Source organism: Mucilaginibacter sp. SMC90, from assembly GCF_022811725.1.
Lineage (GTDB): Bacteria > Bacteroidota > Bacteroidia > Sphingobacteriales > Sphingobacteriaceae > Mucilaginibacter.
In genome coordinates this window covers 2875410-2898026 of record NZ_CP094527.1, presented here as the reverse complement: position 1 = coordinate 2898026, position 22617 = coordinate 2875410, and the positions used below count along the sequence as shown (strand labels likewise).

Sequence of the window (22617 nt, the reverse complement as noted above, 5' to 3'; positions counted from 1 at the left end):
ACGGGGATTAGAGGGAACAGGATCAGGTTTTTCTTCTTATATATCAACTATGGTAAATGATGATGTTGATGCTTGATTGGTTTCTTTATTATTTTTACGGACGGTGATGTATTTACTTAACTCGCTAATAGAAGCAAACTGAAACAGCACACTGATAGGCATAGCTATTGCAAGCTCTTTTTCAACGTAATGGACAACGCGCATGGCTAATACCGAATGCCCACCCAGTTCAAAAAAGTTATCATAAATACCTATCGGATTTATACCCAGCAATTCCTGCCAGATAGCTGTAAGCTGTTTTTCTATTTCATTTCGTGCGGCAACGAAGCCTTGTGCTGCCGACAATTCGGCTTCAGGCAAAGCGCGTTTGTTTATTTTGCCATTTACAGTAAGCGGAAAGCTTTCAAGTTGTACCCATAAACGGGGCACTGTATAATCGGGCATTTGCGTGTGCAAATAATCCTGAAGTTTCTGCTTATCTAAAGCTGCATCCGCAACTATATATCCTGTTAAACGGTTAACGCCTTTATTGTCGGGACGGGCTATCACAACAGCCTGGTTTACCAGGCCGCTTTGTAATAATACATTTTCTATCTCTCCAAGTTCAACCCGGTAGCCCCTGATCTTTACCTGATCGTCTGTTCTTCCTTTATATTCGATGTTTCCATCGGAAAGCCAACGACCGATATCACCTGTTTTATACATCAGCTCATTGGCATCTGTAAAAGGGTTCTTGATAAATTTCTGGCTTGTTAACTCTGGCTGATTCAGATAACCGCGCGATACGCCGGCCCCACCGACCCACACCTCTCCAAATACACCAACAGGATTTAGCTGTTGCGCAGGACCAAGAATATATGCCTTGCGATTATTTAAAGGCCTGCCTACCGGGATTATTCCGTCACTGCCAATTTCGGCTATAGGATAGGTTAATGAAAAGGTAGTATTTTCTGTTGGGCCGTAGCCGTTTATAAGCTTTAAAGCCGGATATATCGACCGTATTTTTTTGATATGCGGAACCGAGAGTTTCTCGCCCCCAACCAATACGGTGTTTAACCCTTTCAATACCTCGGGAGCGTCATCAGCAAGCTGATTAAACCAGCTTGATGTAAACCACATTACGGTTACCTTATGCTGTAATATAAGCTTTTTAAGTGTGTTACTATTAAAAAGGTCTTTATCGCTACAAAGAATCAGTTTTCCGCCATTGAGCAGTATGCTCCAATATTCAAAAGTAGTTGCGTCAAATGATGGCGAACCTGTTACCAGCAGCGTATCTTCATGGCAGGCCTCAAAGTAACATGCATTTTTTACAAGACTGATAACGTTTCCATGCTCAACCATTACACCTTTAGGCTTGCCTGTTGAACCAGATGTGTACATGATGTACGCCAATTGGTTAGGGCCAATGGAAGTATTTAAGTTCTCGCTGCTTTGTGATCGTATTTCCTGGTTATTATCCAGTTCAACAACCTGGACATTAACATCCTCCAATATTATTTTTTTAATACTGGTGCTTAATATAATTTGGGCATTTGCGTCTTCAATGATATAGCTGATCCGCTCTTTCGGGTAATCAGTATCAACAGGTACATAGGCTGCACCTGCTTTCAGGATCCCGAGGATGCCTGCCATCATATTGATGCCCCTTTCGGTGCAAATTGCTACCAGGGTTTCTTTGGTTACGCCTTGTGTTTTTAAGTAGTTGGCTACCCTGTTTGATTGCTCGTTCAGTTCCTGGTAGCTTATCGTTTCTTCCTCAAACACCAAAGCTATTGCTGTTGGTGTAGCTTTTACCTGCGCCTCAAATAGGCTGATGATATTCTCTTCTTTTGGATAGGCCGCCGCTGTTTCGTTGAATTGTTGTAATTCATATTCCTCTGCTTTGCTTAGCAATTGCAGTTTATTGATTTGAGTTGCTGGCTTGCTGATTACCAACGCAATCAACTCGGCATAATGCCCAGCCATTCTTGCAATGGTTGCTGCCTCATATAAATCGGTATTGTACTCTACTACAAACCGGATCCCATCTTTGGTTTCTTCTGCGTTATAAGTCAGATCATATTTGCTCGAAGTATCACCTGCACGTTCTATAGTGGCTTTTATATTACCAAGTTCCAGATCCAATACAGTTCCTGCATTCTGCAGCACAAACATCACCTGGAACAATGGGCTCCGGCTCAGATCCCTTTCCGTTACTACTGCTTCTACTACTTTTTCAAACGGTACTTCCTGGTTACCATAGGCTTCCAGCGTAGTTTGCTTTACTTTGGATAGCAGCTCTGTAAATGCTTCTTCACCGCTCAGGTTTGTTCTAAGCGCAAGTGTGTTCACAAAAAAGCCGATCAGCTTGGTGGTTTCCTCCCTGTCGCGGTTTGCTACAGGCGTACCTATGCAGATATCTTCCTGGCCGCTGTAACGGTAAAGCAGCACTTTAAATATCGACAGCAGCGTCATGTACAGCGTTGCTCCTTGCTCAATGCTTAGCTTTTGCAGTTTTGATGACTGCTCTTTGCCTATCATAAACTCATGAATGGCACCTTTACTGCTTTGTAATGCAGGGCGCATATGGTCAATGGGCAACTCCAACGTGGCCGTACCTGCTAACTTTTCATGCCAATAGCCTAATTTGCTTTGCAGTTTCGCTGCATCCAGATCCCCCCTTTGCCAGATCGCATAATCCGAATATTGGATCTCAGGTGTTTTTAGCTCTGTTGTTTCGTTGTTACTTAAACTGTTGTAAAGCTTGCTGAACTCAGATACCAGTACAGGCATCGACCAACCGTCGGCTGCTATATGGTGCAATACTAATAGTAATAAGTATTCGTTTTGCCCCGTCCTGATCAGCTCTGCACGCAACATATCATCTTGCGACAGATCAAATGGCTTTCTTACTTCTTTACTGATGTAGTCTTTTAATGTTGTTTCGCTTTCGTTTGCCCCGCTTTGCTTTAATGCCCAACTGTTGGCTTTAATACACTGGTAGCCCTGCCCGTCGTGTTCCCTGATCACTGTACGCAGTACCTCGTGACGCTCTACTACTTCTTTTAGCGCATTTTCCAGTGCTGATGTATTTACCTCTCCTGTTAATTTAATTACCGCCGGGATATGATATTGTACACTCCCCTCCAACCTGTCGATAAACCACAATCTTTCCTGGCTGTACGACAGCGGAATATATTGCGGCCGTGGCTTTACACTTTTTATAATACTGCCAGCTATCTGTGTTTCTTCTTCCAGTTGTTTGGCAAGGCCTTCAATCGTTGGATATACAAACAAATCGCGGATCGTCAACTCCTTGTTCAATTCCTTTCTTACCTGTGAGATCACACGCATGGCCAGCAATGAATGGCCGCCAAGCTCGAAGAAATTATCTTTTGTGCCGATTTTCTCTACCCCCAATAGCTCTTCCCAGATTTTACCCAGTTGCTTCTCTGTGGTTGTCTGCGGCGCAGTATAACTTTCTTCATGACTTGTTTCCGCTTCAGGCAATGCCTTTTTATCCGTTTTGCCATTTGGCGTTAACGGCAGGCTGTCCAGTCTTACCCATAACCGCGGCACCATGTATTCAGGCAGCCTTTCACCCAGGTAGTTTTGCAACTCCTGTTTGTCGTAAGCTGCATCTTCTATCACCACATAGGCTGTCAGGCGTTTGGTGTCTTGCTTATCGGCTCTCGCCAATACTACTGCCTGCCTTACATTTTCGTTTTGCAGCAATACCTGTTCGATCTCGCCAAGCTCAATTCTATATCCCCTGATCTTTACCTGGTCGTCTATCCTCCCCAGGTATTCAATGTTACCATCTGCAAGCCATCTCCCCTGGTCGCCCGTTCTGTATAACCTCGCGTTTGGCTCCTCGCTATATGGATCATTAATGAACTTTTCTTTAGTCAGTTCAGGTTGGTTCAGATATCCCCTCGCTACCTGCACACCGCCGATACAGATCTCACCTGGCACACCTATCGGGCTCAATTCGCCAGATTGGTTGCGGATATAAACCTGTGTATTAGCGATAGGCCTTCCAATGGTTATGACTTTATCGGCCCGGACAGGCTCATCGCTTAGGGTTGCACATACTGTATTTTCGGTTGGACCATAAGCATTGATCAGCCTTACACCCTGTGATTGTATATATGTTCCGACAACTTCGTTTAAAGCCTCACCCGCAGAAACTATGGTTTTAACTGTTCCCAGCGAATCGGCGATAGCTTGTTGAAATGAAGGCGGAACTACTGCTAATTCTATCTTTTGCTTATTAAGTAGTTTCTTAAATTCTTCGGCCGATAGTAATACTTCCTTCTTACATAATACCAAACAGCCGCCGCTTAAAAAAGTATTGAAAACTTCATAGCTGGAAGCATCAAAGCCGATAGATGCAAACTGCAATGTGCGCATGCCGGGAGCCAATTTTAATGCTGAAGCCTGGCTGGCCGCAAGATTTACTACTCCGCCATGTTCAACCATTACCCCTTTGGGTTTACCTGTTGAACCAGAGGTGTACATCACATATGCAAGCTGCCCTGAACCTATGGCAGCATTTAAATTTTCGCTGCTTTGAACTTCTATTAGCGGTTCATTATCCAGCTCAACAATCATTGCGTTCTGATTGAAAAGTTTGGTACTCCCCGCTTTGCTGCTTAGGATAATTTTTGCACTTGTATCATTGAGGATATAGCTGATCCGTTCGCTGGGATAATCAATGTCTACCGGTACATAAGCGCCGCCGGCTTTCAGGATACCTAAAATGCCGGTTATCATTTCAATACTGCGCTCAATGCAAATTGCAACCAGCGTTTCTTTTCCTACCCCTAACCCTTTCAGGTAATTAGCTATCTTGTTTGATCGAGCATTGAGTTCATGGTAACTTAAAACCTCTTCTTCAAACACCAATGCATCAGATCCGTAACTGAAGGCTGCCTGTTTTTCAAAAGCCGTAATTATTGACACATGCCGAGCTATATCATCGTTGATATACTGATCAGATGTGCTGAATACTGAAAGTAAATCGTGCTCCCTAACCGGCAAAATATCAATACTCTTTACACTTTTATTCAGAAACTCGGGCAATTGTATGATTATATGAAAGATACGCTCACCCAAAAGCTCAATTTCTTTGTGCGTGAAGTATTCGTAACAAAACTGGATCTGTAATTGCAGGCTTTGTTGTTCACTATAATCGCGCCAGCATAATTGCAAAGGCGTACGCTCGCTTTCATTAGCCAGCCGCAAAAGGCACGCTTCAATGGCTTCTCCAAAATTTAAATCAAGGTTAAGCGGCTCGTAGTTTACGATTACATCATACAAACTATCAACCGCCGGATTGATTTTAAGGGCGCGGCTCAAATCTTCTGTCAGGTAATTATAATGCCGGTAATCCTGTTTTTGGGTGCTTATAATTTCAGCAAGCAACCCGGCCAGCGTTTGCTCTTCTTTGTAATTTCCTTTAAAGGGGAGCGCGCCGGTAAAGATGCCCACTGTGCCCCTTTGCTGTCTTGCCCCGCGTTTGTGAACCGGAGTGCCAATCACAAAATCGGTTAAAGATGTAATTTTTCCAAAATATATAATCAGTGCCGCAATCGTTAACTGTTGTAAGCTGGCATTGCAAATAAGCTGAACATGTTCAAGCTGTATTTTTTGATTATTTGAAATATCAATATTAAAGGTAGTTCCTGTTTTACCTTCATTATTGTATTGAGGGTATCTCTTTGAAAGCAGTTTTTCGGGTTTAGCAGCAATTTTCCCTTTCCAGTAATCGCCATCCTTTTTATAGCTTTCTGAATTATAATATTCGTTAGCACGAACCGTTTCAAACTGGTAAAACGGCGCATTGAAAATAAACGGCTCACCTGCAACAAGCGACCGGTATTTTTTTGCCAGGTATTCAACACTTACACCAACTCCATAACCATCGGTAATTAAATGATGATATTTCATTAAAAACCAATGCTCATTGTCGGCAATCTTTATCAGATAGTGTTCATAAGGAGTAGTTCCACCGGCTAAATCAAATGGGATACTGAAAGCTTGTTGCATCCATATTTTAGCCTCGGCCCCGGGATCGGCCTGTGTACTAAAATCTGCTTCAATTAATTCACACTCATTAATTTCGGTATTTAGCTGATAAATAAAATCCGGTGACTTAAAGTCAAAACTCATTTTAAAAGCATCAAACACAAAAGGAAGCGAGCCCACGGTTTCGTGAAATTTCTCCACGTTCAAATCGCCTTTCAATACGATATACCCGCCAATATTATATTGCGGACTATCCATATTTAAAAGCTGATTAATGTAAACCTCGCGTTGTGCGGGATGTAATGGAAACTGAAGCCTTGACATGCTACTGTTTTATGAATACTTAAATTACCGGATGGTTATTGTTCGATAAGACTATCTACCTGTTTATTGTACAATAGTTCCTTTTCGCCGTAAAGACGTTCGGCAACTATTCCCCGTTCTGTACATAGCTTTACCAGCTTATCAGATTGTACAATGGGGTTCGATTCGTCGGTGTATTTGATACTGCTGATAAACTCAACCCATGGTTCCTGGCCCATCGCATAAACGTATGCTTCTTTAGGTTCAAAAATATCAATGAGGGCCATTCCTTTATCGCAGTCAGAACCGGCAAGACGCCTGCTGCCGTCCATGTCCCTCGCCAATTTTTTGGTAAGTAATGGTCCGTACAACCAGGTTAGCGGAGCCCCATCGCATTCCATACCAATAAACAGTACATCAACGTTACCTATATGCTTGTGCACCAACTCGTACAAACGTGGCTCAACAATTCTTGAATCGGCCAAAAACAGCAATTTAAAATCACCTATTTTTACCAGGTAGCAAGCTTTTGTGAGGATATTCATATCGCTATGCTCACCTATAAAAGGCAAACCTGTAATAATGGCATCGTTAAAATGAATAGTTTGCATCTCACTGATATCCATTACATTATTAAAACCGATACTATTAAACATCAGCTTCAAATCGGGGTCTTCCAGTTTGCCGCTTGATGTACGCGGAACAATCAGGTTTTTGATCTTGTGCCTTAAAGGCAGCAGGGTTTCAAACAGGATATGATCCTGATGGTTATGGGTGATCAGCACATAGTCAATTGTATCAGGCAGGTCAACATCCGAAAAATGCTGAACATCCGAGCTATAACCATAATAACTGATCAGGGGGTCAACCAAAATACTGATATCCTTAGTTTCAACCAGGATACAGGCATGGCCGAAATAGCGCATCCTGATCTTATCGCCGGTATATTTTTCATAGGGGGGCGGAGGTGTTTCTGTAAAGAACGTTTTAAACAAGGGCTCCTGCTCCGGGGTGATCCCGCAAATTTGCTTAATGGCTGCGTAACTATTGGGGGCCCGCTTCATTTTGGCTAACGCATCAATACAGGCATGGTCAAATGGAACATCAAGGCTTAGCACATTGGGCTCGTTAAGGCGTGGCGTGCTAAGACAAAACGGACGTTCATCGTTATTGGTGATCCACATTGCAAGGCTTTGTGAACTTTTGTTATAAAATTCGCTTTGGTATAATAGTGATTCAAAAAAACGGAACCCTGGATTGTTATTCCGATCATAATACAATTCTACATACCCTTTTAAAATTTCAGGAACCTTCTTGTACAGATCCTCTAAGCCATAACCTGTTGCTTCACTATCCAGCAACCTGTCTAACGTTTTTATCGCTTTAGCAAACTCAATAACGTTTTTTTGTTTCTCGAGCGATTGATCCTGAAGTTCAGTTACCTCATCAATTCTTCCGCCGCCAAAATCCATGAAGGGGCCGCCTTTCATTTTAGGGTTAAGTACAGCATTGGCATGAATAGCAGGGGCCATCAAATATGATTCGATAATGGCCAGATGCCTTCCAACTATATTCATGGCGGCAGTTGCAGGTGAAATTAAATGGCTCCAGGCATACCATTTATCTACCAGCGGCTCAATTACCACATTGGGTTTCAGGTATAATTGTTCCTCGTTCATGACTAAAATGATTCTAATTGTTTTTTAGCTTTTCAGCAATGGCATTGATAATAAAATCCTTGTGTTGCATTATAAAAAAGTGATCACCCTGCAGTTGTATAAAATCAACAGCTTCGATACTTTCATTTTGCCACAGCAAAACTTCTTCAGCTGTAAGATCTTCGTCAGTACCTGTGATAACGGTAAATGGAATATTCAGCGGTTCGGCAGCCTGATGCACATATGTTTCACTCACTTTAAAATCATTACGAATGATTGGCTCAAGAAATTCCATCATGGCACTGTCCTGCAAGATCTCGTCGGGCATACCGCCCAATATGATCACCTCATCTATAAATTCTTTATGAGGATATAAGTGGAACTTTTTTGTGAGCCTTGATGGAGCCGAAGGCCCCGAAGTACCTGTTATAAAAAGATACAGGGGCAACTTATAATTATTTTCGCGGATTTTTACCGCAAGTAAATATGTTAAAAGCCCTCCGAGGCTATGCCCGTAAAGCGCATAATCACCTTTACTCAAAATAGGCTTCAGCTGGTTAAACAGGTCATTAACAAGCTTATTAATATCCGCTGTAAGCTCTTCAAAAATTCTTGTTCCCCTGCCGGGATATTCAAGTGTTACTACATTAAATATGGCAGAGGTTTCGGTAAATAGTGGTCTGTATGAATACCTGTTCCCGCCGGCAAACGGCAGGCAAATTAAATTGATCTTTTCGCTCATTTTTGTTTCTGAACACTGGCATTTTAATCGGTTAACGCTTTTCTGACCCTTACAAATGAGGCCGGGTTTCCTGAGTAGATGCTCCACTGCTCCAAATCCTTTGTGGCGACAGAGTTAACCGTTAAAATGGAATGGCTACGGCAAACAACACCCGGGCACACCACACTTTTTGCACCGATCCAGGTTCCGTCATCAAGTGTGATCTTACCGAGTCGGTAAGGAAAATCAGTTTTGGTATAGTCATGATTACCGGTAAGCAGCATGGCATCCTGCGAAATACAAACATTTTTGCCAATGCTTACATCTTCGAGATTATCGATCCAAACCGATTCGCCTATCCAGGTATGATCGCCTATAGTAAGCCTCCAGGGATTTTTTATTTTAACTTTTGTTTTGATAACAACACCACTACCCACCTTTGAGCCGAAAAGACGAAGTAAAGCTACTTTGAATTTGTAGGGCCAAGGAAAGGCACTGTTAAAAATAAAATAGTTGATAAAGTACCAAACCGTCACTTTTATTTTGCTGCCGTTTTTATAATTGCCGATAGTAAACTTTGAAAGATCTGTTTGCATGAAATAATAAAATGATTACTAATCTTCGATTTATTAAATTCTTTACTTGTTTAATCAGTGGGCCTAATACCGCACCTATTCGTTTACAGGCACTATGACCGCCGGTTGTTTTTTAGTGCGGGAGAGTTTTTTAGCCAAAGCGTGTGTTGGGGCTTCAATAAGCAGATAAAAACCCCATGCTATAAAAACCATGAGTATTGAAAAACCAACGGGGATCAAAAAATTAACCGGCTTACCACCAAAGTAGTTACTCCAGACAATGCCAATTAACCTAAAAACAGGTTTGTGGATCAGGTACAGCGAAAATGAACAGGTACCTAATACGTTCATGGCTTTAACAATGCCACCTGGAATATATTTATTCCATTGGTGTTCGGTACTAATACCCAACCATAGCAGCATCAGGTAGAAAAAGCCGAATAGCAATTCAAGATATGGTGAAGGTACACCACGCACCTGAAGCACAACCGCTAACCCAATTGCCACTACCGCCGTTATCAACAACCAGCCCGAAGGTTTACCTAAAGTACCGTTGGCATATTCCCGTGCAAGTAAAACACCGGCACACCAAACAACCCAATACATGGCAAAATCAGATCCCAGCCAAAACTGGCCGCTGATAAAAAGACAGAGTGCAATTAGTGATACTATACCTGTAATAATTATCAGCGCTTTGTTACCCCAGTTTTTGAGTAAATAAAACACAACAGGGAATGCAATATAAAGTTCCAATTCAACCGGCAAGGTCCACAATGCACCGTTTGATGTTAAGGCACCTGTTGTATAGTTTTGAACCATAAAAACATTTGCCAGGTACGAGGTATAAGGTGCAACCGGCAGCGCATATACTTTCAATAAGATAAATTCAATTATTAAGGTAACGATTATGGCTATTAAATATGGGGGATAGATCCTGAAGAACCTCCTGATAGCATATTCTTCTAAATTTAGCTTACGGGCGTTGTTGCCAACATAAGGCAATGAAATGCAAAAGCCGCTTAAAAGAAAAAACAGGATAACTCCCGACCCTAAAAACGGTGTGGGTATAGATAGCCAGGCAACAGCTTTATCAAACGCAGAAGCCGAAGATGATCCGCGCAGAGCGTTCCAGCCAACCCATAAATCCTCCCGCACGTGGTACAGCACAACACCAAATGCCGCTATCCCTCGCAGGTAAACAATAGTAGCAGATTCGGCCTTAGAAGCTTTAGTAGTCATTTTTATAAGTTAAATAATGGTGCATTGGCCCGGAAAAACAACTATTTTTCAAGCCGGATCTCAAAGCTTTTTGTCAAAAACCTGTAGATCTCCTCAATATTATTCAGCATGTTTTCGGTTTGAAACCGTTTAGCGTTTTTTATCCCGCTTTCTATCACGATTTCGCGTTCAGCGGGAGATAAATTGATTACACGATCTACAACAAGGGCAGCTTCATCTGCCCATAAGTTTATACCGCCTTTCTGATCATCGCGTTTTTTAATCAGGAAACCTGCGTTGCCTGCAACTTCAGTCATGGGTGCTTCGTTGGTAGTAACTACCGGACATCCGGATGCCATTGCTTCGGCAATTGGCCATCCAAACCCCTCAGCAAGCGATGGGAACAATAACAGCGTGGCACCTGCATAGGCTAATAGGGTTTGCTCATCATTGATATCGGTCAGGAAAAATATGTCCCGGGCAAAGGCAGACTGTTCTTGTTTTTGTTTTAATGCAGATGAGGGCTCTTTGCCAATGAGCAGCAGGGGCAATTTGCCATTGCCGAGCTTTCGCCAGGATTCGTAAATTTCAATTACACCTTCGCGGTTTTTATACCATTGATTACCGCCTATGTGTAAAATGAACCCGGTTGAAAGGTCAATACCTACAGATTTACCAAATACCTGGCGGGATTTTTCAATTTCAAGCGGCTTAAAATTGCGGTTAAGGCCATTGTAAACAACATCCGAAAGTTGCGGCTTCTTTATCAAAAACTCATTAAGGTCCCGGCTCGTTTTATTAGAGACAGATACAAAGTTTTTCCCTTTTGAGTATCCTTTATGAATAAATTTCTGGTACAACCTGCCGGTAAAACTTGTTGGGTTTTCTTTTATTTTGCCAAAGGCCGATTGCTGCGCTAAAAAGTCGTGACAGTGAATCACGTGCGGACGGTTGGCCACTAAGGGCACCCAGGGGCCTAAAGCATGATCAGTAAATACAAACAATGTTTGGCCCGGATACGATTTTATTCTTTTACGAACCTGGCCGGGAAACATCATATACTGATCAAGATATCCGAGCCATTTTTTTAAACTATTTGGTGCCGATAGCTTATAAAAATAAGCCTCAGGTGTCCAAACTTCAATCTGATGCCCGCGTTGCTGCATACCGTTAGCCAACATTGATGCAAAACGGGGCATGCTTTGCGAGCCTAAAAACGGCGGATGCGTAAAAAAAACAATGCGCATTGTGATAGTTAAGCAGATACGAACCTGCGTTTAGTTTTATTGACTTTATTGATCAAATCCTGCATTGATTCGCCGTGAGCCCGTTGTTGAAATTTCAGCGAGATTTTACGGGAATGATCACCGAATTGCCGGCGCAGTTGCTGATCATTAATCAACTTTACAACCTTATCTGAAAGTTCCTCAATGTTTCCAAAGGTGTAAACAAATCCATTTTTGTTTACCTGAACATCATCGGTATCGCCATAACTGCCGCATGTATTGCTCAAAATTACGGGGCAACCCATGTATATAGCCTCGCTGATAGCCAACGAGTGTGGTTCGATGCTTGCCGGATGTACATAAGCATCAATAGCAGCATAATAAGCAGGCAAACTTAACGGATCAACGAAGCCTGTAAAATGTACTTTATTTACTTTCAGCTGTTCGGCCTTCTGCTTTAGAGCATCCAGTGTTTTCCCCGAACCTAAGATAAATGCGTGGGCTTTATGCCCTTTGCTTTCCAGATCTATCAACAGGTCTATCAGGTGTTCCTGGTTTTTCCAGGTAACCAGCTTGCCTACTACGGCAATTGTAAAATCATTTTCGGGGATAGCATATTGCTCACGGATCGAGCTTCTTAACGCGGCTTTATTTTGATAGGCTTCGGCATAAACATCAACATCAATAGGATAATGCATCCTGATAAACTTTTTTTCGGGTACACCATAAAGCTTAAAATATGCTTCATTGGCATCGCCTACGGTAAAAAAGTAATTTACTTTGTTATAGTACTGCCTCAGTAAAAAGAACTTGGCCAAACGCTTATACCATTTGCGGCGCTGACGATTTTCAGAATCTGTGATATATACGATGGGTACATTGTTGGCTTTAGCCCACTGATGTGCCCTGCGCTGTACTTTTTGAAAATGGCCGTAGGTAACAATGGCATCCGGATTATAAGAATCAAGTTCTGCCGTAACTGAGGGGGCATCAAGTTCTTTAGAGGAAGGTAAAACCTGCTCGCCGTTTAAAAATTTATGGTCAAATTCCTCCAGTCTTAAATTGTTCCAGGATATCTCCTGTCCAAAATTTTTATCTACGTATTTTTTATAGCCCAGCATTGAGGCAAAAAAGAGCTTTACCTCTACACCTTTCATTTTTGTAAAGCTGATATACTGCGGGCAAAAATGCTGGATTGGGTGGGATACAATGATAGCCACCCGAAAATTAGTGTTTGACATAAGATTTTGTTGGTAATATCTATGCTGCAAGAACCGAGCGGGTTGCAGACTTTTTCAGCTCCCTATCCTGCTGATCGTTATAATTTTTGATGATTAACACGCTGCCCATTGCCAGCCACAGCCAAATGTTTACAGGCGGATTTTTGCCCACTGCGCCTATTGATGCATTGAGAATTACATAACTCAGTAAAAACGAAAGCAATACCCCCCAATTCTTACTTCGTGATTTTTGCCATATACCAAGGCAAAATATAATCATCCACAACCTGAATGCGTACCATACAATGGCAAGGTAAATTCCTCCTTCGTAGATTGTGGTATCAAAATCGCTTTCCGTACCGGTTGATTCTAATTTTAAATCATATGCATACTGGCTGATTTTTTCGGAGCCGTTACTCATCACGCCAAGGCCATTGCCAAACATTATAGCAACGATATCCTGTTCAAATACCCAATTGGTCCAGTTTAAAAAGTTTCCCTGAACCCTGTCTTTCATCTCTGATGATTGGGTGCCGGAATCGTTATCGCTTGAGCGTTCATCATATGCGGCAAAAAACTCAGGTTTGGCCGCCCGGATACCTCCAAGCAATACGGTAAACACAGCAATACCTATCAACCCTTTTGAAACAATTTGTCCGGGCGATTTAATTGCTGCAAATGCGAGGCCAAGCACCAAACAAACGCCACAACCTAATACAGCCGAGCGGCCACCTGTTATAAATGTACCTATCAGTAATGATACGCCTGTTGCGACTAAATATAAGATCTGCCAGTTTTTTGCTTTTCCTTTAACCTCTTCTTTTGGCCAGAAAAAGCTCATGGCTAAAAATGAGCAGGCCATATTTAAAAACCAGGAGTACTGCCCGGTAAAAGAAAATGTGGAGCTTACCCTTAAACGTCCCGCTGCCGAAAAACCTTCTAATGAACCGCCGTCAACGCTTAAGTTTAACCAATGGCTTGCCGGTAAGCTATTTTGTAATACGGCTACACCTGTTGTAGGTATCAAAGCAAGGCAAATACAAGTAACAAACTTTTTAAATTCGTCCATCTTATCAGGAGGGAAGGCAAAAGGCATCAGCACGCCAACAATCATGTACAGCAGGTACTGCTTTAAACCGAAGATACTTAAAATGGGATCATGAAATATAGTGAATACCATTGGGGGAATAAAAACCAGCATCACCGTTTTCCAGGTTTTGAAAAGCTTTAATGCCAGTCCATTCAACTTCGCTTTGCTAATGCTGAATATAGCCATGATGCATAAAATATCTTTCAAAAAGAACACCAGAAGCCCTAACGCAGAAGGAAGCATTTTACGCATAAGGCCCTCAAAAATGAGTACGAAGACCAGTACGTAAAGCAGCTTTTTAATATAAACCCTTAATTTCTCCTGCTGATTATCCATCTAATTTTTGGTTAATTATTTTTGGCGGTAAATACATCGTTGAGCGATGCTATCAATAACCGGCCTGTTTCGTCCCAACCTTTTAAACCGGTGGCTTTTTTAACAGCCTTTGCTTTCATGCTTTCATAAAGCTGCCTGTCATCGGCCAGCAATTGCAGCTTTTCGGCAATACTTTTACTGCTTCTGATAGGAACTATAAATCCTTCTTCCCCATCAGCTATGATATCATCAGCACCGGTGTTTTCAGTGGCGATTATCGGAATCCCAAATGACAAAGCCTCGCCCAAAACCAATGCTAAACCTTCTTCGATTGAGGGAAGACAAAAAACGCTGGCACTTTTATAAGCGGCTTCCAGTTCTTCTCCTTTTAGTACACCCGTAAATTCAACTCCATCCGGAATAACGATATCTGCCAAACCATTAGGATTACTTTCCGGGCCTACAATCACTAACTTTTTATTGGGATGGTTTAATGACCTGAAAGCTTCAATCAAATACCTTAACCCTTTACGAACGGAAATACTGCCAACATACAGAACGGTAAAAACATCCTGAGTTTTGTTATCTGCAATGTCTGTATTTGTTGTTAACTGGTTAAACCCGTAAGGAACCCTGATCAGTTTATGCTCTGGAAACCCTGCCTCAATGAAGCTTCTTTTCACAAAGTTTGATGGCATTAATATATAATCGGCAATATGGTACTCCTCAATCCTTCTTGCTTTTTCTTTATCATGAAAGGGCTGCCATTGCAGTTTTAACGATTCGTACTCATCCTTCATTAAATTTTCCTGGTACTGCACATGGCTGTTTACAGCTTCTACAATAACTATTTTCCCTTTGCTCTTGGCTTTTTTACTGGCGTTAAGGCCGCTGCCATTGTAGTACATAAAAATGTCGGCACCATCAAGATATTTTATACATGCATTATCCTGTTCAATTTTTGCTAAATAAGCAAGCTGTGTACTTATAGCTTTAGGTGCTTTAAATTTCAAACAAGCCAGATAAATGCTTTGAATTTTATCACTGCGAACTAACTTATCTCCTATTTCTGTAAATGCGGCGCGGGGGCTCCAGCGCGAAAAACCACTTACAAACTTGTGAAGTACTCCTGCCTGGTGAAGCGCAAGTGCATAACGATAGTGATGGCTCCGGTTAGGCGACGTATAAATTACTTTCATAAACTTTTTATTGCCCTACGGGATTAATGATGTCAAAGTACTGCCGGGCAACTACTTTACTGGTATGCGCTTTCAGATGAGCGTCTGCCTCGTGTCTTAATTTTTTCTGTAAAAGCTTATCGTTCAATAAACGTTTAATGGTATTTACCAGATCTGGTAAATCGCCCCTTTTAAACACTAATCCAGCTTTACCAACAGCGTCAGGTAAACCACCACCGTCAGATACGATTGGGATACAGCCGCATGCAAGGCCTTCCAAAGCAACTATGCCAAATGGTTCCTGCCATCTTGAGGGGATCAGCATATAACGGTGCTGATTTAAATTATCAACAAGCTTTTCGCCGGTTAAACTGCCTTCAAATCTTACAATCTGTTTTATGCCGGCGTCTATAACATACCGTTTTAATTTTTCAAAATCCTTTCCCTCTCCTATCACTGTCAGCGTAATTTCGGAAGTATCTATATTTGCCTCCCGGTATTCTTTATGTAATTGCGCTATAGCTTCTATGGCCAAATCAGCTCCTTTATCGGATACCAGCCGTCCCAAAAAAACGAAACTTTTAGGCTTTTCATCACTGGTTACAGTTTGTACAAAAAGCTCATCGTTATATGCGTTTTCAATCACAACTGCAGCGGGCCAGCATTTTTGGCGAATGGCATCACTAACAGCTATAACGCTTGATGCTTTTCTTAACCACAGATATTTCATTTTGGCCTGTACCGACTGCGAACCGTCTTCGTTGCTTAACCATGTATTTAGTGAAACGATCAATGGCTTTCTGAAGAAAACAGCGGGCCACGACATCCTTAAAACAGGGCTATTTTCAAAAACTACATCGGCCCATTTATGTTCGGCCAGTAGCTGTTTCAGGCCGGGGTTACGAACAACCTGGTACGGAAATACTTTGGTACCCGATTGTTGCGTCCATGTGAGCAAATGTACCTGTGCACCATAGTTGTGAAATGCCTTTGCCAAAAACTCGGCATTGGCTTCTGTTCCACCCAAATCGGGGTAAAACTTATGTGTAATCAATAATACTTTCAGAGATTGAGCCATATTAGGTATTGGCTTTTGCCAGTGATAAGGTTTTTCCCTTTTGCAATACTTTCTTAAAAAAGCTTGTCCAGTGTTTCCGGTTTTCTTCCATAATGAAACCTATTACCATAGTAGCGGTGAATACAATCAGCATGGCTATTGTAAATTGTGTACCATCAAACAACCTCGTTTTCCATATTGACCGCACCAGTACCAGCATGGGGTCATGCAGCACGTATAAGGGAAATGTAAGGTCTGCAAACTTCCTGATGAAATTTACAACCGGGCTCGGCTTTTTTATGTCTTTATTTTCGTACTGAGGTAGCATCCATATTGCCGATGCTATAAAAATCCCGATAATAAAATCCGTAATAAACTGCCCTGCAAAAAATAACGGAGCCTTGCCCAGGTGAAGCGGATATCCCGGCAGTAAGCAAAACAATGCTACTGCTACGCCCATCAGTACTGCAATTAACAACCACGATACGGCATGGCTTTTTATCGGGCTTTTAAACCGATATGCACAATTGCCTAAAAGCCAGATAGGCATCATTAACAAGATCTTGGGGCCGGCTACCAAGCAGGCTATCAACGGAAGTAATAAGCCTTTCCAGCCTTTTACCCTGAAAAAAAACAGGCCAAATATTACGTAATACCAAAACTCATATGATAACGACCATAAAGGCCCATTTATAGGCGGCGAAGCAGATAAGAACCAAACTTCATTGAGGAACAAACCGGATATTATATATCGCGGCCATGAAACGCCTCTGGTATAATGGGCTAATAATGCCGGATCAGAAAACTTAACAACAATTTCAATCAACGCGGTGATGAGCAATGTGGGTACTAAAACTGAATATAACCTGCTTAACCTTGCCTGTGTATATTGTAAAAGCCCCCTGTTATTTGCAGTTGTTGAATATGCTATAACGTAGCCTGATAAAGCAAAAAATATGACAACAGCCATATGCCCCCAATCAACGCCATTGTAATCATACCCAACTGTGGTGAACCATTGCGCATAACCATGCCCTAAAAAAACAACCAAAGCAGCCACAATACGCAGGCTATCCATAAAAATACTTGTGCCGCCAGCTATTTTCCGGGGAGTGTTTGAGTAAGCCATTGTTTTTTGCAATTAGATTTTCCCGGTAAAAAACATACCGATAAGGCTTGACCTTGAATAAGATTTATCGGCCCTAACCTCGTTGGTCATCCTGATGCGGCCCAATGTATTTATAGCTAAATACTCCATCGCCAAACGGCCAACTATCAATGAGTTTAAAAGTGGTTTTGCCGGATATTTACCAAATTTTTTAAGCAATTTGATCCTGTTTTGATAAAAACGGATCACCCGCCTGCCTACTTTTTGCGGTGTACCGCTACCTTTATGAAAAGCCCTCACCGGAATTAAACCAATGCCCCAGCCTTTGCGTATAGCGCTCATGCAAATATCATGATCAAGCTCCAGCCAATCGTAATTTTCATCAAAGCCGCCAACCTGCTGCAGTACCTCTTTCCTGATCACCATGGCGCAGGTATACACAGTTATTTGCTTAGGGGTTTTGTTAAAATATTTTTGATAATAGCCGTGCAGTTTTTGACCAAGTATCACACTCATGGCATCGGGTTCGGGCTCAAAGGCCACTGCCGGATTTCCATCGGCATTTTCGGTGCTGTAAGCGGCGATACCGATAGTAGGATTGGCCTCAAAAAAAGCTTTTGTTTTAATGATGTACTCTTCAAGCGGCCAGGCGTCAGAGTCAAACAGGATCACCAGATCAGTGTCGGTTGCGTTTAACCCCCTGTTTAAGCTTTTAACCAAACCCATGTTTTGCGGGTTACGAAGCAATTGCACATTGTTAAACTTGCTCTCGAACAATTCGGTTGAGCAATCGTCAACAACAGTAAACTGGTCTATTTTGTCATCTGCATAACGTAAACAGTGATCAATACACCTGGAGGTCATTTCCATGGTGTTGTAGTTGGTAGTTATTATTCCGACGGTCATGATTTTACACTCGATTTAAACATGGCGCTATATTGTCCGGCTGCATTTTGAGGGCTGTATTTTTCAGCAAAGCCCGTATCCTGATCTATAAATTTTTTAAAATCATTTATGTATTTCAATTCATCAATCTCATCCCTTTTTTGATCATCATCTGCAAACCCGTCGCGCAAAATGATAACCGGGCACCCGTTGTAAAGCGCGGCTGCTATACTGCCGCTTTTTTCAAACAAAACTTTGGGATGGTTGGAGAGACTTACGTCGCAGGCCCCTAAATAGTCGGCTATATCGTTCTCCGGCCACTCTCCTAATACATACATTGGGATATTTGTTGCTTCACTTAGTTTAGCAAACTGTTCCTTTATCCCCGGGCTTTTACCTGCATGTGTAACCGTCAGTTTTTTATTAAGCTGATCTTTAACCGCTGCCGATAGTTGCCTGATCCGTTCAACAAGGAGGTCATGAGCATGAAAACCACCAAAAAAGCAAGCTAAAACATAATCATTACTGTTATTCCTGAAATCAGCAGGTAACTGCCCGTAAATTCTGTTGCAGTTACGGTTGCCAAGCGGCATATTACTGAATACCGGTATTTTATTGGTATTGATGCCCGCTTTTAAAAGGCTTTTTTGATAGTATCCGTTTGTGGTTGAAATACATTTGGGTTTCAAAGCTTTTACAACTGCTATTGCTGATCGCTTTTGAAAAAAACCGATGACCTTATCTTTTAATGTGCTGTCACTTGATTCGCCCTGCCAGATCTCGTGAAACATGATATGTACGTTAGTATTGATCTTTAAGCGCCTAAGCTGTTTAGCCAAATCAAAAACAACAGCGCGCTTATTAAACGAATAACCTACAAATTGCAAGCTTATCCAATCAGGCGCAAAGGCTTCAGTGATATCCTGCAGCTTTGCGAAGCGCTCGCGGGTGTCCATTGAAGCGGGAATGCGAATTTCTGAGATCTCCTTACGTGCTGCATCCTCAATTAAAGTACTGGCATGGCGGTCATTCAGGGCAAAAAGAAATACCTGGTGCCCCATCTTCACAAATTCCTGCTCCAGTTTTCGAGAGTAGTCCCCTACGCCGTCACGCCCGGGTTCCAATGATCCGCAAACAAGCAAAATCCTCATATATTGTATAAAATGCGGTAAAATTGATTATTTGCTTAGTTCCTGGTGTAAAACCTGCCGATAAATGCGCCCATGTTTACTACCAGGCTCTTGCGCTTTATATAATTGTTGTTGAACAGGTTGATAGGATGATCAACACACTTCCAGAATTTCTTGTCAACACTCCTCGGACTAACCCCCAACAGGGATTGTTTCAGGAATTTAATGCGCCAGGGTTTAGGGCTTCCCAAAGCATGGAGCATCAATGTAGCGCCTCCCTGCAAGCCCATCCCCTCTTTGCCAACAAAACTCACAACGCCGTCCCATGCACCAATTGCTATATTTAAAGCATCCTGATCGGTTTTGCTAAATGGAGCATAATCACCGGCATGTTCTTTGGCCAGGTTAGCCTCGCCGGGGAAAGGGGCCCGGCTTAAACCGCCGATTAAAGGGCCAATTTTTTCCTGGATCATGATCCAGGTATCTACAAGGCCAATATCCTTTTTATTAACACCTATAAAGCCTGAGTTTACATAAATCTCTCTTTCGAGATTGAGGTTGATATTAAACTGCGAAAAATATTTCTTCCAGGCCATTTTACGTGGATGATTGGGTGGAAGCGGTGAATTTACATCCTCACAAACAGTGACCCCAAATGATACCCATTCCTCGTAAAAATCCCAGCTATAATCTAAAATGATATCCGGATCGAAGTAAAAAATATTTTCCGCATCGCGGGCGGGCCCTTCAAAAAGCCACTTTAAAAAATCGGGCTTATAATTGGCTAAGTGATAAGAAGTTTTTAACTCAACAAAGTGAATTTTTATATCGTCATTAACCTTGTAGGTAGCTAACTGATGATCGTCAAAAAGAGATAAATCTGCTGCTTTGGCCCAGGGAGGTAATTGCCCTAAGTAACCGGCATAAATATCTCCTTTAAAACCATGTTTATGAAGTGAATTAACAAATGCCGCAACGCCAAGATGGTAATGTCCTTCAAAAAGCGTACAAATAACTGTTTGCATAGTATTTTATCTGTTTTTTATAAAGCGGGCGGGTGTACCGGCCCATATCTGGTAATCGGGAATTGATTTGTTGACCAAAGAACCGGCACCTATAATACTGCCCTCACCTATAGTTACCCCCTGAAGAATAATACTATGCGTCCCAATCCAAACATCGTTTTTTAATATTATTGGCTTATGTATAACAGGCTGCTGATTGATTGGTAAATCGGGACTCATTTCACGGCCCGCGTCAACAAATGTTGTATTGGCGGCTATAAGGCAATCATCACCTATGGTTAAGCCCAATGTGATATTAAAATCGCATCCATGGCCTATAAAAACGCGCTCACCTATTTTTACAAAATTGGTTTCGGCAAATGGCTGGGGAGTTTTGAAAACAACGTCGTCTTCTATCACACTTTCCTTTCCAACAGTGATTTTGCCGGGCCATTTACATTTTATCTTTCCTAAAACCACCTTTTCATTGATCTGCATCCCTAAAACCTTATAATATTTTTTCCGGAGCAACAAGCTAACATTGCTAAGTTTATGCCTTAGCATAGCCGGGAATCGCTGTTTCATCAAAGTGTTTGTTTGGGTAATTTGGAAACCCTGTAAATGAAGTATATAATTAAAATGATAAAGGCAAGCAAAAAATCTACTATAGAAAACATCAGCACATTGGTTGTTTTTGACAGGTCCATGGTAACAACCAGCAATACCTGAAACAATATATTGATGGTTAAATTAATTACCGGCTTAATGATCCAGCCACGCGAAACCAAAACTGAATAGGTAACGCCGGCAAGCATAGCCAAACAACTTGAAATGGTAATTAATAACATCTCTTTATTGAGATTTGCATAGCCCTTGCCCAATATCCACAGCACCTGCGAAGGGAACAATAATACAATGGCAACAATAAAAAAGCTGATCACAAAAAGCGCCGTTTCAATTTGAATAAACCGCTGTACCAGCAATTTCTTTTGCTCGGGCAGCCTGGCAAAACGGGGCACAACCAGTGTGCTAAACAAATTGGTAAAAACCGTCAATACTGTAGTTAAACGGCTTAAAGCGCCAACGTGGGCTATTGATTGCGTGTTGCCGAAAATTGAGATGAGCCAAATGGTTATCTGTCCTGATACACAAAAATAAATGGCACCCGGTAACGAGCGCTTTACTATTGTAAGTATTTCCTTTTCAATAGCCGGATCTGATTTTTGCTCAGGATCTGCGTATTCGGCCGAGATTTTCCTTAATTGAAGATTAGCCCACATACGTGGAATACCATTTCCTAATATTGCAACAGCAGTAAACGGAAATACCAGTAACGAACCTATCATCAGCACAAAACGGCCCAGTCCTGCAGATAGCTGATTTTTTTGCAATTTGCTTATTCCCTGGTGCAGCTTGGAAGCTGTTTCGAGCAATGTATCGCTTAATGCAGCAAAAAAAGATGGAATAATAGCCAGTACCACAAAACAAGAAGATAGTGGCGATGCTCCATTATGTACAAGCAGATAAAAAAGTACAGGTAACGAGATCAGCAGGCTAAATATGCCGAAGATTTTACGCAGTTTAAGTCCACTGGCAATTACAACGCCCAATTTTTCACGATCCTGCCAAACTTTCCCCCCTTGCGCCATCACTCCTGATGAGATGCCACCGTCGGCCAATACTGTCATTGTACCAAGCATGGTATTAGCCAGTGTGTAAAAAGCGTACTCTGTTGTAGGCAGCAACCTCACAATCAAGATCCCGGTTAATAAGCCCAGTAGTTGAATAACTGCCTGTGCAGAAAATGTAACGGCAACAAGTTTGGTCCATTGCTGCCATTTCTCAAACCTGCCATTTACAGAAAGGTTACTTGTTAAACTTTTCATATAGCAGGTAATAAATGTTGAGGTAGGTGCA

At 41.9% G+C, this 22617-nt stretch carries 16 protein-coding genes; all 16 read right to left on the bottom strand.

Features of this window, described 5'->3' with window-relative positions; genetic code table 11:
• Window positions 1-36 precede the first annotated feature (36 nt).
• Window positions 37-6336, bottom strand: a complete 6300-nt coding sequence (locus MTO98_RS12480; protein ID WP_243486985.1) for a non-ribosomal peptide synthetase — start codon at window positions 6334-6336, stop codon at window positions 37-39.
• Between the two features lie 35 nt (window positions 6337-6371).
• On the bottom strand, window positions 6372-7994 hold the full coding sequence (locus tag MTO98_RS12475) for an MBL fold metallo-hydrolase (RefSeq protein WP_243486984.1): 1623 nt from the start codon (window positions 7992-7994) through the stop codon (window positions 6372-6374).
• Between the two features lie 13 nt (window positions 7995-8007).
• Window positions 8008-8715 carry a thioesterase II family protein gene (locus MTO98_RS12470; RefSeq protein ID WP_243486983.1) on the bottom strand — a complete coding sequence of 236 codons (708 nt, stop codon included), beginning with the start codon at window positions 8713-8715 and terminating at the stop codon, window positions 8008-8010.
• Between the two features lie 23 nt (window positions 8716-8738).
• Complete coding sequence (locus MTO98_RS12465) at window positions 8739-9290, bottom strand: WcaF family extracellular polysaccharide biosynthesis acetyltransferase (RefSeq protein ID WP_243486982.1); 552 nt, start codon at window positions 9288-9290, stop codon at window positions 8739-8741.
• A 75-nt stretch (window positions 9291-9365) separates the two neighbouring features.
• On the bottom strand, window positions 9366-10508 hold the full coding sequence (locus tag MTO98_RS12460) for an acyltransferase (RefSeq protein WP_243486981.1): 1143 nt from the start codon (window positions 10506-10508) through the stop codon (window positions 9366-9368).
• Between the two features lie 41 nt (window positions 10509-10549).
• The gene (locus MTO98_RS12455; protein WP_243486980.1) at window positions 10550-11734 is read right to left on the bottom strand and encodes a glycosyltransferase; all 1185 of its coding nucleotides are present in this window, start codon (window positions 11732-11734) and stop codon (window positions 10550-10552) included.
• Between the two features lie 8 nt (window positions 11735-11742).
• Window positions 11743-12954 (bottom strand): glycosyltransferase family 4 protein, encoded by a 1212-nt coding sequence (locus tag MTO98_RS12450; RefSeq protein WP_243486979.1) that lies wholly within the window; start codon window positions 12952-12954, stop codon window positions 11743-11745.
• 19 nt (window positions 12955-12973) lie between these two features.
• The gene (locus tag MTO98_RS12445; RefSeq protein ID WP_243486978.1) at window positions 12974-14359 is read right to left on the bottom strand and encodes a hypothetical protein; all 1386 of its coding nucleotides are present in this window, start codon (window positions 14357-14359) and stop codon (window positions 12974-12976) included.
• 11 nt (window positions 14360-14370) lie between these two features.
• On the bottom strand, window positions 14371-15537 hold the full coding sequence (locus tag MTO98_RS12440; RefSeq protein WP_243486977.1) for a glycosyltransferase family 4 protein: 1167 nt from the start codon (window positions 15535-15537) through the stop codon (window positions 14371-14373).
• Between the two features lie 7 nt (window positions 15538-15544).
• A complete protein-coding gene (locus tag MTO98_RS12435) occupies window positions 15545-16594 on the bottom strand; it encodes a glycosyltransferase family 4 protein (RefSeq protein WP_243486976.1) in 1050 nt (349 codons plus the stop codon).
• Window position 16595: 1 nt separating this feature from the next.
• Window positions 16596-17702 carry an acyltransferase gene (locus tag MTO98_RS12430; protein WP_243486975.1) on the bottom strand — a complete coding sequence of 369 codons (1107 nt, stop codon included), beginning with the start codon at window positions 17700-17702 and terminating at the stop codon, window positions 16596-16598.
• 12 nt (window positions 17703-17714) lie between these two features.
• Window positions 17715-18587 carry a glycosyltransferase family 2 protein gene (locus MTO98_RS12425; RefSeq protein WP_243486974.1) on the bottom strand — a complete coding sequence of 291 codons (873 nt, stop codon included), beginning with the start codon at window positions 18585-18587 and terminating at the stop codon, window positions 17715-17717.
• Window positions 18584-19717: a hypothetical protein gene (locus MTO98_RS12420; protein ID WP_243486973.1), complete on the bottom strand. Its 1134-nt coding sequence runs from the start codon at window positions 19715-19717 to the stop codon at window positions 18584-18586. Before MTO98_RS12420 ends, MTO98_RS12425 begins: the two co-directional genes overlap by 4 nt.
• A 35-nt stretch (window positions 19718-19752) precedes the next feature.
• Window positions 19753-20721 (bottom strand): hypothetical protein, encoded by a 969-nt coding sequence (locus MTO98_RS12415; protein ID WP_243486972.1) that lies wholly within the window; start codon window positions 20719-20721, stop codon window positions 19753-19755.
• A 6-nt stretch (window positions 20722-20727) separates the two neighbouring features.
• Entirely contained in the window at window positions 20728-21285 is a 558-nt protein-coding gene (locus tag MTO98_RS12410; protein WP_243486971.1) for an acyltransferase, read from the bottom strand.
• Window positions 21285-22586 (bottom strand): polysaccharide biosynthesis protein, encoded by a 1302-nt coding sequence (locus MTO98_RS12405; RefSeq protein ID WP_243486970.1) that lies wholly within the window; start codon window positions 22584-22586, stop codon window positions 21285-21287. The genes MTO98_RS12410 and MTO98_RS12405 overlap by 1 nt, the downstream gene beginning before the upstream one ends.
• Window positions 22587-22617 lie beyond the last annotated feature (31 nt).